Source organism: Actinomadura sp. NPDC049753, assembly GCF_040674655.1.
Classification (GTDB): domain Bacteria; phylum Actinomycetota; class Actinomycetes; order Streptosporangiales; family Streptosporangiaceae; genus Spirillospora; species Spirillospora verrucosospora.
This window is the reverse complement of the sequence record NZ_JBFARL010000212.1, coordinates 1-13,047: the sequence shown is the minus strand read 5'-3', so window position 1 is coordinate 13,047 and position 13,047 is coordinate 1. Positions and strand designations below refer to the sequence as shown.

Sequence of the window (13,047 nt, the reverse complement as noted above, 5' to 3'; positions counted from 1 at the left end):
GGGCAACCGGGGCGAGACCACTACGATGCTGCCGACCATCCGTGCGTTCATGGATGCCCACCAGCTGGCTGGCGAACCCGGCGACCCGCCACAGGACACGCCCCCCGCCGGAGCCGTCCCGCCGAGGACGGCCGACTGACGACACGGCAAGCGAAAGGGAGCAGCCAGATGACGGTTCCCGGAACGTTCCGATCGGCGGTGGAGGCCAAGGACCTCGCCGCGATCACCGGTGCGCTGGACCCCGGCATCGAGTTCCGCAGTCCGGTGATGGTGAAGCCCTACCTGGGGCGCGACGCCGTCGCCGCCCTGCTCGGCGTCCTGCTGGAGGTCTTCGAGGACTTCCACTACACCGACGAGCTGGTGGGCGTCCCCTCGGGCGGGACGAACGGCGCGGGCCCGCCGGCGCAGGCCCTGGTCTTCAGCGCCAGGGTGCTGGGCAAGGACCTCCAGGGGCTGGACCTGCTCAGGTTCGGCGACACCGGGCTGGTCACGAGCCTGACCGTCATGGTCCGCCCGCTGCCCGCGGCGATGACGCTCGCCCGGGTGGTCGGCAGGCGCATGGAGGATCCGACCGGCGCCGACGACGCGGGGGGCCCGTCCGGCGACACCGCGCAGCCATAGGGAGCCGACCCGCACAGGAGTCGCGGCCCGCGAACCCGAAGGCGCGACCCACACAAGGGAGTCGAAGGAAAAATGGATAGCAAGGTCCCCGCACACCCCGTGCACCCTGCCCGCCCCGGGCACTCCGCCCCCGGGGCCCACGCCGAGAGCTCCGTCCATCCCGCGCATTCCGTCCACCCGGGCCATTCCGAGAACCCCTCGTCCGAGAACCCCGCGGCGGAGACCCCCCTCTCCGAGAGCCCCGCGCCCGAGCAGCCCGCCTCGGGGGGCTCCGCGCCCGGACTGCCCCCGCGCGAGCGGCTGGCGCCGGCGCACCGGATCGCCGCCGACCTGGACGGCTACCTCGGCGACCCGATGGACGACGGGGCCGGGCCGTTCTCCTACAAGGCCATCGTGGAGGCGGAGGAGCGCGACGAGCTCCCCCCGGGCGCGGTGGACGCCGTCCGGGCGTGGGGTTTCCCGAAGTACCTGGTGCCGAGCGGGCTGGGCGGGCGCCTGACGACGCTGGAGGAGCTGTTCTTCGTCACCCGCGGCATCTCGCGCCGCAGCGTCACCGTCGCGGTCATGTACGGGTCCGGGTTGCTGGCGGTCAACCCGGTGTGGCTGTGGGGCGACGCGTGGCAGCGCAGGACGGTGGCGGACGGGGTGCTGCGCGGGGACCTGGCCTGCTTCGGCGTCTCCGAGGCCGACCACGGCAGCGACGTGATGGCGTCGGAGTCGGAGGCCGACATCCAGGGCGACGAACTGGTGCTGACCGGGGTGAAGTGGCCGGTCGGCAACGCCACCCGCGGGCGGTTCGTCACCACCTATGCGAAGACCGGTCCGCGCGACTTCTCCCTCATCCTGGTCGACAAGCGGGAGCTGGACCCGGCGGCCTGGTCGACGCTGCCCCCCGTCCGGACGGTGGGGCTGCGCGGCCACGACCTGTCCGGCGTCGCGTTCTCCGGGGCGCGGCTGCCCGCCGAGCGGGTGATCGGGCGGCGCGGCTCCGGGCTCGTCCAGACGCTGAAGACCCTGCAGATCACCCGGACCGCGATCGCGGCGCTGTCGGTCGGGACGATGGACGCGGTGGTGCGCATCGGGATGGAGTACGCGCGCCAGCGCACCCTGTACGGATCGGACATCTACCGGATCCCGGTGATCCGCGACCATCTGGTCAAGGCGCACCTGGACCTGCTGATCGCCGAGTGCGTGGCGATCCCGGTGGCGCGCTGCCTGACGGTCGCGCCCGGACGGCTCAGCCTGTGGTCCTCGATCGTGAAGTACTTCGTGCCCGTCCTCGGCGAGGAGGTCGTGGCCAGCATCGGGACCGTGCTCGCCGCGCGCGGCTACCTGCGCGAGGGCGTGGCGCACGGGGTGTTCCAGAAGCTGCAGCGCGACCACGCGATCGCGAGCATCTTCGAGGGCACCACGCACGTGAACCTCGCCAACGTCGCGGGCCAGCTGCCCTTCCTGATCGACCCGCCGGCGGAGACGGGCCGCGAGGACGAGCTGCTCGCCGACCTGTTCGGCTGGACGCGGACGCCGCCCGCCTGGGAGCCCGACGGCCGCCTGCTCCAGCTCACCAACGAGGGGCGCGACGAGATCGGGCAGCGGTTCGAGGAGATCTCCGAGGAGGTGCTGGCGGCGGCGAACGCGCACGCCGCGCCCGGCGTCGCGGCCGAGCTGAAGGACCTGCTGTCGGCCATCGGCACCCTGCGCGCCAGGATCGAGGAGGGCATCCGCGCGAACGAGGGCGACACCTCCTCCGTCGCGGCGCTGACGCGGGCCAAGCGGTACTGCGAGCTGCACGCGATGACCTCGTGCATGCTCACCTGGCTCCACAACCGGCAGGTCTTCGGCGGGGCGTTCGAGGACGGCCAGTGGCTCGTCCTGTGCCTGCAGCGGCTGCTCCAGCGGGCGCAGCCCGACACCGTCCTGTCCGAGGACCTCCTCCCGCCGCTGGAGGACGCGATGTTCCGCGGCGAGGGCGAGCGGCGCTGGTTCTCCCTGCTGTCCCTGTGCCCGTTCCCGCCCTCCCGGCTCCTCTCCCCCGAGGACGGCTGACACCATGGCCGGGCCACCGGAGACGAGAGATTTCGTGTCGCTCGTCCGGGAGAACATCCGGACGCACGGCGACACCCGCTCCTTCACCTTCATCAGCGAGGAACCTGGGCGCAGGTACAAGGAGAACGTGCTCGGCTTCGCCGACCTGGACCGCAAGGCCCGCGCGCTCGGCTGCCGCCTGGAGGCGCGCGGCTTACGGGACCGGGCGGTCCTGCTCCTCTACCCGGAGGGGCTGGAGTTCCTGACGGCCTTCCTCGGCTGCCTGTACGCGCGCGTCATCGCGGTCCCGGCCCCGCTCCCGGACCTGGACGCGGGCCGCTTCGGCCGCACTCGCCGGATCATCGAGGACGCCGACGTCGCGCTGATCCTCACCGACACCGACCACCGCGACACCCTCGACGCGTGGCTGTCGGCCGCCGGGCTGAAAGGGCGCGTGCACTGCCTGGACACCCAGGCGGGCAAGGACACCGACGCCGGCGACTGGTCCCCTCCGCGGTCCGGCCCGGACACTGTCGCCTTCCTCCAGTACACCTCCGGGTCGACCAGCGAGCCCAAGGGCGTCATGGTCACCCACGGCAACCTGCTGGCCAACGGCGAGGAGATCAGGCGCCGCATCGAGGGGTCGCACGCCACCGTCGGCGTCGGCTGGGTGCCGCACTACCACGACATGGGCCTGGTCGGTCAGTTCCTCCAGCCGCTCTACCTCGGCTGCCGGTACGTGTTCACCTCGCCGATCACGTTCATCAAGCGGCCCGTGCTGTGGCTGGAGCTGATCACCCGGTACCGGGGGACGATCACCGTGGCGCCCAACTTCGGGTACGAGCTGGTGCTGCGCCGCGTCACCGACCGGCAGATGGAGGGCCTCGACCTGTCGTCGCTGACCGTCGTGAAGAACGGCGCGGAACCCGTCCGGGCCGCGACGCTGGAGGCGGTGGCCGAGCGGTTCGCCCCGGTCGGGTTCCGGCCCTCGATGTGGATGCCGTGCTACGGGATGGCCGAGACGACCCTGCTCATCACCGGCGCGCCCCTCGGCGGCGGCCCCGTCGTCCGCGACTTCGACGCCGGGGCCCTCACGCGGAACGAGGCCGTCCCCGCGGACGAGCCGGGCCTTCCGGGCCGGGGCCCCTCCCGCGGCGGCGCCAGGCGGCTCGTCAGCAGCGGCCGTCCCGTCACCCTGGACGTCCGCGTCGTCGACCCCGACACCCGCGCCGAGCGGCCGGAGCGGCGCGTGGGGGAGATCTGGGTGCGCGGGGGCAGCGTCGCCCGCGGCTACTGGGGGAGCCCCGAGCAGACCGAGGCGACCTTCCGCGCCCGCACGTCCACCGGCGAGGGCCCGTTCCTGCGGACGGGCGATCTCGGCTTCACCGCCGACGGCGAGCTCTACGTCACCGGGCGGATCAAGGACCTGATCATCGTCAACGGCCGCAACATCCACGCGCACGACATCGAGGAGGCGGCACGGGCGGCCCACCCGGCCGCCCTGCTCGGCGCCGCCTTCTCGATCGACCCCGCCATCGACCCCGACCTCGGCCCGGCGCCGCCGGCCGGCGGGGGCGCCGCGGTCGACGCGAGCCGGGAGCAGGTCGTCATCGTCCAGGAGATCAGCACCCGTGCGGCCGCCGGGACGCCCCTGGAGGAGGTGGCCGCCGCCGTCAGGACGCGGGTGGCCCGCACGTTCGAGCTGCCCGCCGTCAGCGTCGTGCTGGCCGCGCGGGGCTCGGTCAGGCGGACGACCAGCGGGAAGATGCAGCGCCGGCTGACCCGCGAGGCGTTCCTGACGGGGAAGATCACCGAACTGGCGGCCGACCTCGAACCGGGCGTCGCCGGCCTCCGGGAGGCGCCCGCACCGATCGACGCTGACCAATCCTAGTCAACATGATGACTAATCATGTCGTTGTCTGCTAACGTCGGGCATCACCCTGAGTCAAGGCGGGGAGAGAAGGCCGATGGCGCTACGTCACGCTGTGCTGGCGGCGCTGCTCGACGGCGAGTACAGCGGTTACCAGCTGGCAAAGATCTTCGATTTGTCGGTCTCCAACTTCTGGCACGCCGTACCGCAGCAGCTCTACTCGGAGCTGTCGAGGTTGGAGACGGAAGGTCTGATCAGCGGGCGGCAGATCATCCAGCACGACCGGCCCAACAAGCGCGTGTACACCGTCACCCAGGCGGGCGTCGACGAGCTCGAACGGTTCGCCGTGACCCCCGCCAAGCCAGGGATCATCCGCGAGAACCTGCTCGTCATGGTGCAGGCCGTGGACCACATCTGCGCCGACTCCGTCATCGCGCAACTGGAGGACCGGGCGGTGGCCTCGGCGGCCAAGGTCGAGGTCTTCGAACGCACCCTCAAGCACCTGCGCGGCGACCAGGACGAGGAGTCCTTCCTGCGCACCGGGTCCCCTCTCGGGCCCTACCTCACGTGCCTGCGCGGACGCCGCTTCGAGCAGGAGAACTACGCGTGGTTCACCAGCACCGCCCGGCTGCTGCGAGCCCGGGCGGGCACCCGGTCCGAGGGGAGCGGCCCGCCATGAGGCGGCCGCGTCCCTCGCACGCCGTGCCACCGCCTGCCCGGACAGCGGCGGCACCGGCACAAACCCCCCACGCCCACCTCAGCCTCGCACCCCGGCAGGGCTGGAATCGGGCGGCACGCCTTAGTCAAGGAGGCGTTCATGATGTCGGGCGACCACCACACCATCGAACTCCCTAGCACCCCACTCCCGAGCCACCTGACCACCACCGCGTCGCCGGTCGCGCCGCCGAACGGCACCGCGCCGAACGGGCTGCGGGGCCTGGACGAGCCGCCGGCGGTCCTGCTGGGCGAGCTGACGCTGCCCGCCGAGCGGGAGTCCGTGCCCGCGGCGCGGCGCTTCAGCAGGTCCGTCAGCACCGCGTCCGGCATCGGGCACATCGCCGACGACGCCGAGGTCCTGGTGTCCGAACTCGTCACCAACGCCGTCCGGCACGCGCCGGTCGCCGGGGGCGCGCTGTGCCTGCGGCTTCTGCGCGCCGGCACCCGGCTCCGCATCGAGGTGCACGACCAGAGCGCCGCCGTCCCGACGGCGCGGCCGGTCGACCTCATGGAGGAGACGGGGCGCGGCTGGTTCCTCGTCGCGGTGATGGCCGACGGGCACGGCACCGACCACACCGCCTCCGGCAAGGCGGTCTGGTGTGAGGTGCGCGCCTGGCCGCGGGACGAGCACCCCGGCCACTGAGCCTCTCCCGCGCACCCCGGTACGGCGATGGGAGATGCCATGCCTGCTGACGCCATGCCCGCCGACAAGTGGCCCGCCGACAGGTGGCCCGCCGACAGGTGGCCCGCCGAACAGCCGCCCGCAGACCAGAGACCTCTCGGGCAACGGGCCGCCGACCAGCGGCCCGCCGACGGGGGGCCGATCGATCGAAGGCCCGCCGACCCGGGGCCCGGCGACCACCGGACCGCGGGGGAGCCCGCCGGCCGGCGGCCCGCCGATCCCCGCCGTCCCCCCGACTACTACCGGGAGGACGGTCGGCGCGCCACGGCCGAGGAGGCCCAGCGGCTGCTGCTCGACGTGCGGGGACGCCTGCTCGCGCAGGACGTCATCCGCGTCGGCGCCGTCGTCGTGGTCGTCTCGACCTGGTTCACCGTGATCGACCTCGGCATCGCGGCGAACGGAAGGCCGCTGCTGTGGCAAACGATCGTGTCCGACCACGCGATGCACGCCGACATCGGGCAGTACACCGTGCGGGACAAGGCCCTGCGCGGGCACGCCCAGGCCGTCGCGATGATCACCAGTCGGCTGCGCGGCCTGGTCGCCCGCGCGGCCCTGGACGAGGCCCGCCCCTGACCCCGCACCCCTGACACACGGGCCGCCCCGGCGCGCACGCCGGCGGCGCGGCCCGGCCCCGGCTAGAGGTAGTGATCTCGATGTCCCGCACGACACCCCGCGACGACGCGTCCGGGAGAAGGCCCCGGCGCCGGCGTCCCATCCGGCTGCGGATCACGGCGCTGCTGCTGGTCCCGCTGGTGTCCCTCATCACCCTGTGGGCGTTCGCCGCGAACATCACGCTCGGCGACGCTTTCGACAAGTACGACTTCTCCACGACGTACGAGAAGGTGGGCCTTCCCGGCATCTACCTGGTGAACCAGCTCCAGGCGGAGCGTTCGCTCAGCGTCGTCGCGCTCAGCACGCGCGACCCCGCGGACCGGCAGAAGCTGGGCGGGCAGCGCGCCCGCGTGAGCGCCGTGGACAAGGCGTTCCGCTCGACCGCGCTGTCGCCCGAGGCGAGGGACGCGGCCGAGCCGGCGACCAAGCGGCGGCTCGCCGACGCGGTCAAGGCGCTGGACCGGCTGCCGCAACTGCGCGCCAGGGTCGACTCGGGCCGGGTCCAGCCGCTGGAGGTCATCAACTCCTACAGCGTCCTGCTCGACCAGGTCATCAAGGTCTTCGACGGACTGGTGACCGTCAACGACGTCGCCATCTTCACCCAGGGCCGGGCGCTGATCGGCATCGGCAACGCCCGCGCCTACATGCTGCGGGAGGACTCGCTCGTCACCGCGGCGATGGCGCGCAACGGGCGGCTCACCTCCGCCGAGCACACCGCGTTCGTCCAGTGGGCCGCGGAGGGGCGGCGCGAGTTCGAGGCCGGACTCGCCGACCTCAACGAGCAGATCCGCGGGCCGCTCGGCAGGCTCGCCGCGTCCCCGGAGTTCCAGCGGTACCGGGCGGCCGAGGACGCGATCGTCAACGCGCGCGGCGACCGGCTGCCGCCCGAGGCCGCGGACTGGCAGGCCACCACGCAGCTGCTGTCGCAGGCGTGGGCGCAGAAGGTCACCGAGGCGAGCCTCGCGCTCAACGAGATGGCCAAGCCGATCGGTGAGCGGATCATCATGCGGCTCGTCCTGGCGGGCGGGTTCGGGCTGCTCGCGGTGGTCGCCTCGATCGTGCTGTCGCTGCTGGCCGCGCGCAGCCTGTCGCGGGAGCTGCGCGGGCTGCAGCGCGCCGCGCTCAAGCTCGCCGAGGACCGGCTGCCCGCCGTCGTCGCCCGGCTACGGCGCGGCGAGGAGGTGGACGTGGACGCCGAGGCGCCGCCGCTCGTCATCGGCAGATCCCGGGAGGTCGCGCGCGTCGGCGACGCCTTCACCAAGGTGCAGCACACCGCGATCGAGACCGCCGTGCGGGAGTCCTACCTGCGGCAGGGCATCAGCCGCGTGTTCCTCAACGTCGCGTGGCGCAGCCAGTCGCTGCTGCACCGCCAGCTGCGGATGCTGGACGAGATGGAGCGCGACGCCTCCGACCCGAAGGTCCTGGAGGACCTGTTCCGCCTCGACCACCTCACCACCCGCATGCGCCGCCACGCCGAGGGCCTGGTCATCCTGTCCGGGACGTCCCCGGGACGGGGCTGGAGCCGGCCGGTGCACGTCGAGGACGTGCTGCGCGCCGCGGTCGCCGAGGTCGAGGACTACACGCGGGTCGAGATCGTCGTGGTGTCCGGGCAGGCCGCGGTGATCGGCGAGGCCGTCGCCGACATCATCCACCTGCTCGCCGAGCTGATCGAGAACGCCACGGTGTTCTCGCCCGCCCCCACCGAGGTGCTCGTCCGCGGCGAGATGGGCGCCAACGGGTTCGCCGTCGACATCATCGACCGCGGCATCGGGCTCGACCAGTCCGAGCTGGACGCGCTGAACCTGCGGCTGGCGCAGCCGCCCGAGTTCGACCTGGCCGTCACCGACCGGCTCGGGCTGTTCGTCGTCGGCCGGCTCGCCGGCCGGCACGGCATCAAGGTCGCGCTGCAGCCGTCCCTGTACGGGGGCGTCAGCGCCGTCGTCCTGATCCCGCGCCAGCTGATCGTGGACGCCGACCAGCCCGAGGACGAGGACGGCGCCGTCCAGGCCGGCCCCGTCCAGCAGCGGGGCGCGTCGGCGGCGAACGGGTCGATGCGCGCGTGGCCCACGCCTCCGACGCCGTCGTCCACCGCGACGCTCAACGCGCCGGTGTACGACATCGCCCCTCCCCAGGACCCGGCGTCGACCGACACGGCGCCCAACAGGGCGGCGTCCGGCCATCCGATGCCCGACGGCCCGGTGCCCAACGGCAGGGCGCCGCATGCCCCGGGGCCGGCCGGTGAAGCGGTGCCGCCAGAGACGCCGGTGTCCCTCCCCCAGTGGAAGAGCGAGGAGAAACCGGACCAGAACGCGGCGGTGGGGTTGAACGACGGTGACCAGACCCCGACGTCGTTCGGGACCCCACCGCCGCACGGTCCGCCGCCGACCGACGCCACGCGTCCGTTCCAGGCCGCGGGTCCCCGCCCCGCCTACGGCGGCGGTTCCTACGGCGGAGGCACCGGTCAGTACGCGGCGCCCGCGTCGTTCGGCGAGACCTCGTTCGGAGCGCCGTTCGGAGACCCGGGGACGGCCGGCGGCGGGCGGGCCCCGCTGCCGCGCCGGGTGCGCGGCGGGAGCCTGGCGCCCCAGCTGCGCGAAGCCGGCGCCTACGAAGACACCGGCTCCTACGAGGAGCCCGGCCCGTACGGAGAAGACCCCGCCGCCACCGGCGACGCCATCGCCGCCTGGGAGGAACGGTCGGCGGAGGCGTCCCGGGACCTGTTCGCGTCGCTGCAGGCGGGCTGGCTGCGCGGCCGGGACGAGGACGAGGCGCCCGAAGGACCCGCGGACGGCATGGAGGGAAGATCATGACCTATCAGGGAGTGGCCGCCGAGCTGAACTTCCTCCTCGACGACCTGGTCGACCGGGTCCCGCAGATCCGGAAGGTGGTCGTGCTGTCCCGGGACGGGCTCGTCATGGGCATGTCGCGGGGCGTCGGGCGCGAGGACTCCGAGTACCTGGCGGCCCTCGCCGCCGGGTTCCACAGCCTCGCCGTCGGGGCGCGTCCGCAACTGGACTCCGGCGAGATCCGGCAGACGCTCGTCGAGATGGACAAGGGCCTGTTCTTCGTCGTCCCGGCCGGAGCCAACAGCTGCCTCGCGCTGCTCAGCGAGGTCGGAGCCAACGCCGGCCTCGTCGCCTACGAGATGACGATGCTGGTCAAGAGGGTCGGCAGGCAGCTGTCCACCGGACTCAGGCAGGGCGCGCCCGGGCCCGGACACCGGTGACCCGCCATGGACCCCAGTGACGGGCCCGGTGCTCCCCGGGGTCCCGGCAGGGAACGGTGGCTCGACGCCGCCGCCGGGCCGATCGTCCGCCCCTACGCGGTGACGCGCGGCCGCACCCGGCCGAGCGGCGAGCCGCTCGACATCGTGGCGATCCTCGTCGCGACCGGGCGGCCGCCGCCCGAGCCCGGCCGGCTCTCGCGCCAGCAGCGCAGGCTGCTGGCGCTGTGCCGGCGCCCGCACGCCCTCGCCGACCTCGCCTCGGACCTGAACCTGCCCTTCGGCGTGATCCGGGTGCTGGCCGGCGACCTGCTCGACTCCGGCCTCCTGGAAGTCCAGCGATGGTCACCGGCGCCGTCGCCGTCCGGGCCGTTCGGCCCGGCGACCGCGCTCCAGCCGCACAACGACCCGAACCTGCTCAGGAGGGTGCTCGATGAACTCCGCGCGCTCTGACGCCCCGCCCCCCGCCACCGCGGAACCGGACGAGCCCGACGACCGGGCGGACGGTCCGCGCGTCGCGCTGAAGATCCTCGTCGCCGGAGGGTTCGGCGTCGGGAAGACGACCCTGGTCGGCGCGGTCAGCGAGATCCGCCCGCTGCGCACCGAGGAGGCGCTGACCGACGTGAGCGTCGGCGTCGACGACCTCGACGGCGTGGCCGCCAAGACCACCACGACCGTGGCGATGGACTTCGGCCGCATCACCTTGCGCGACGGCGTCGCCATCTACCTGTTCGGGACGCCCGGCCAGGAGCGGTTCTGGTTCATGTGGAACGAGCTGTCGCGCGGCGCGCTCGGCGCGGTCGTGCTCGCCGACACGCGGCGGCTCATGGCGAGCTTCGCCTCGATCGACTACTTCGAGCGCAAGGGCACGCCGTTCGTCGTCGCCGTCAACTGCTTCGACGACGCCGACCGCTACGAGGCGCCCGAGATCCGGACGGCCCTGGACATCGACCCCCACGTGCCCGTCCTGTTGTGCGACGCGCGCCGGACGGTGTCGGCGAAGCAGGTGCTCGTCTCGCTGGTCGAGCACGCGCTGCGGCTCGCGGGCGGCACCCGGCACGCCTGACCGCCCGCGGCCGCGCGTCACCCCCCGGATCCGCCGGGCTCGCCCCCGCCGTTCCCCTGGTCCTCGTCCGCCGCGCCCGGCGGGCCCATGACGATCTCGTCCACGGCGACGTCGTGGCCGTCCGCGCATCTGACCTGCGCCGTCACGCGCTCGCCGCACCGGGCGTGCGTCAGCATGACCTGGCGGCCCTCCTCGTGGGGAAGGTAGGTCTCGCCCCACTCCATGAGGCTGACGAGGGTGGGCGCGAGGTCCAGGCCCATCTTCGTCAGGTGGTACTCGTACCGCGTGCGCTGCCCCGGCTCCTGGTAGGGCTCCCTGGTGAGCAGGCCGGCGTCGACGAGGTGGCGCAGCCGCGCGGTGACGGCCGACTCGGTCATGCCGAGGTTGCGCACGAAGTCGCCGAATCGGTTCGTCCCGAAGAAGGCCTCGCTGAGCACCAGCACCGCCGACGGCGGGCCGAGCGCGGCGAGCGTCCTCGCGACCGGGCAGTTCTGCATCGACCAGGCGTCACGGTCGGCGAAGTGCCCTTCCAGTGAGATTGTCACCCTTCCACTATAAACCTGCTGACTTTGCTTGACCAAAGTCAGGGGGCTCGCTAGCCTCCCTGACTATGGTGGAACAAAGTCAGGTGCGCGGCGCGGGCCGGGTCCGCAGGGGTCCGGTGCTCGCGGTGCTCTCCGTCGCCTCCTTCATGGCGGGCCTCGACCTGTTCATCGTCAACGTGGCGTTCACCGACATCGGCCGCGACTTCGCCGGGGAGTCGATGGCCGACCTGTCATGGGTGCTCAACGGATACGCGATCGTGTTCGCCGCCCTGCTGGTGCCGCTCGGCCGGCTCGCCGACCGCTACGGCCGCAAGGCCGGCCTCCTGCTCGGCCTGACCGTCTTCACCCTCGCCTCCCAGGCGTGCGCCGCCGCCCCGTCGCTGTGGTGGCTCGTCGCCTTCCGCGTCGTGCAGGCCGCGGGCGCCGCGGCGCTCATCCCCACCAGCCTCGGGCTGCTCCTGTCGGCGTTCCCGGCGGAGCGGCGCGGCGGCGCGGTGCGGATCTGGTCGGCGGCCTCGGCGATCGCCGCCGCGGCCGGGCCGGCGGTCGGCGGCGTCCTGGTGGACGCCTCCTGGCGCTGGGTGTTCGAGGTCAACGTCCCCATCGGGATCGCGGCGGTGCTGCTCGCCGCCCGCCTCGTGCCCGACTCGCGCGAGGGCGTGACGGCCCGCGTCCCCGACCTGCTCGGGACCGCCGTGGCGACCGCGGCGATCGCGCTGCTGGCCCTCGGCGTGGTGAAGATCAACGACTGGCCGGCGGAGCGGACGGTCCTCGTGATCGCCGCCGCGCTGCTCGGCCTCGCCTGGTTCTGGCTGCGCTCCCTGCGCCACCCCGCGCCGGTGATCGAGCCCGCGCTGCTGGCCGTCCGCACGTTCTTCTGGTCCAACGCCGCGGTGCTGCTGTTCACCGTCGCGTTCGCCGCCAACCTGCTGCTCGGCGTGCTGTGGATGCAGCAGGTCTGGCACTACTCGCCCATCCGCACCGGGCTCGCCGTCGCGCCCGGCCCCCTGATGGTCCCCGTGATGGCGCTCGTCGCCGGACGCCTCTCCGCGCGCGTCCCGGTCGGGCTGATCACTGCGGTCGGGTGCATGCTGTGCGCGTTCGGCGTCGTCCTGATCGCGATGAGCCTGGGCCCGGCGCCCGCCTACGCCGCCGAGATGCTGCCGGGCTGGCTCGTCGGCGGGACCGGGGTCGGGCTCGCCCTGCCCACCATCCTGTCCGCCGCCGCGGTCGAGCTGCCGCCCCACCGCTACGCCACGGGCAGCGCCGTGGTGAACATGAGCCGGCAGATCGGCGCGGTGCTCGGCGTGAGCCTCGCCGTCGCCGTCCTCGGCACCCCGCACGGCTACCCGGACGCCCACACCGCCTACGTCCACGCCTGGCTGATGGTCGGCGCGTTCATGGTGATCGCAGCGATCGCCGCCCTTGGCATGACCCCGCGCCGGCTTCGGCCGTCCCGTCCCGTCCCCGAGCCAGAAACGGAAGTGATCGCCCGCGCCTGACACCCCTCCTTGACACGGGAAACGGACGAAGCCTTGACCCGGACCGCGAGGCCCGGTTCGTCCGTACCCCGCACAGCAGGCACCTCATCCGGAGAGGTGCCTGCTGTATTTATTGTGTTTTTTGGGCGGTCGGCGCCTTGGGGGGGCCGCCCGCCCCCAAAAAACGTGCGAGGGCGGCAGCGCC

At 73.2% G+C, this 13,047-nt stretch carries 12 protein-coding genes; 11 read left to right on the top strand and 1 reads right to left on the bottom strand.

From position 1 onward, the window contains the following. Positions 1-168: 168 nt before the first annotated feature. The 10 genes from AB0K37_RS34775 (at position 169) to AB0K37_RS34730 (ending at position 10,816) form a co-directional block, all read left to right on the top strand. Complete coding sequence (locus AB0K37_RS34775; protein ID WP_363988350.1) at positions 169-621, top strand: nuclear transport factor 2 family protein; 453 nt, start codon at positions 169-171, stop codon at positions 619-621. Between the two features lie 72 nt (positions 622-693). Continuing rightward, on the top strand, positions 694-2,667 hold the full coding sequence (locus AB0K37_RS34770) for an acyl-CoA dehydrogenase family protein (protein WP_363988347.1): 1,974 nt from the start codon (positions 694-696) through the stop codon (positions 2,665-2,667). Positions 2,668-2,671: 4 nt separating this feature from the next. After that, entirely contained in the window at positions 2,672-4,537 is a 1,866-nt protein-coding gene (locus AB0K37_RS34765) for a fatty acyl-AMP ligase (protein WP_363988344.1), read from the top strand. A gap of 76 nt (positions 4,538-4,613) precedes the next feature. Then, a complete protein-coding gene (locus AB0K37_RS34760) occupies positions 4,614-5,195 on the top strand; it encodes a PadR family transcriptional regulator (RefSeq protein WP_345173471.1) in 582 nt (193 codons plus the stop codon). 138 nt (positions 5,196-5,333) lie between these two features. Continuing rightward, complete coding sequence (locus AB0K37_RS34755) at positions 5,334-5,876, top strand: ATP-binding protein (RefSeq protein WP_363988341.1); 543 nt, start codon at positions 5,334-5,336, stop codon at positions 5,874-5,876. Positions 5,877-5,915: 39 nt separating this feature from the next. Further along, positions 5,916-6,488 (top strand): hypothetical protein, encoded by a 573-nt coding sequence (locus AB0K37_RS34750; RefSeq protein WP_363988338.1) that lies wholly within the window; start codon positions 5,916-5,918, stop codon positions 6,486-6,488. A gap of 80 nt (positions 6,489-6,568) precedes the next feature. Further along, positions 6,569-9,337: a nitrate- and nitrite sensing domain-containing protein gene (locus tag AB0K37_RS34745; protein ID WP_363988335.1), complete on the top strand. Its 2,769-nt coding sequence runs from the start codon at positions 6,569-6,571 to the stop codon at positions 9,335-9,337. Then, positions 9,334-9,753: a roadblock/LC7 domain-containing protein gene (locus tag AB0K37_RS34740; protein ID WP_089311298.1), complete on the top strand. Its 420-nt coding sequence runs from the start codon at positions 9,334-9,336 to the stop codon at positions 9,751-9,753. The genes AB0K37_RS34745 and AB0K37_RS34740 overlap by 4 nt, the downstream gene beginning before the upstream one ends. A gap of 6 nt (positions 9,754-9,759) precedes the next feature. After that, positions 9,760-10,203, top strand: a complete 444-nt coding sequence (locus tag AB0K37_RS34735) for a DUF742 domain-containing protein (RefSeq protein ID WP_179832629.1) — start codon at positions 9,760-9,762, stop codon at positions 10,201-10,203. Beyond that, complete coding sequence (locus AB0K37_RS34730; RefSeq protein WP_363988332.1) at positions 10,184-10,816, top strand: ATP/GTP-binding protein; 633 nt, start codon at positions 10,184-10,186, stop codon at positions 10,814-10,816. Before AB0K37_RS34735 ends, AB0K37_RS34730 begins: the two co-directional genes overlap by 20 nt. Positions 10,817-10,833: 17 nt before the next feature. Here AB0K37_RS34730 and AB0K37_RS34725 read toward each other — a convergent pair whose 3' ends face one another. Then, positions 10,834-11,361, bottom strand: a complete 528-nt coding sequence (locus tag AB0K37_RS34725; protein ID WP_363988329.1) for a helix-turn-helix domain-containing protein — start codon at positions 11,359-11,361, stop codon at positions 10,834-10,836. A gap of 65 nt (positions 11,362-11,426) precedes the next feature. Between AB0K37_RS34725 and AB0K37_RS34720 the strand changes: the two genes are divergently transcribed. Continuing rightward, complete coding sequence (locus AB0K37_RS34720; protein ID WP_363988327.1) at positions 11,427-12,863, top strand: MFS transporter; 1,437 nt, start codon at positions 11,427-11,429, stop codon at positions 12,861-12,863. The last annotated feature ends 184 nt before the right edge of the window (positions 12,864-13,047 follow it).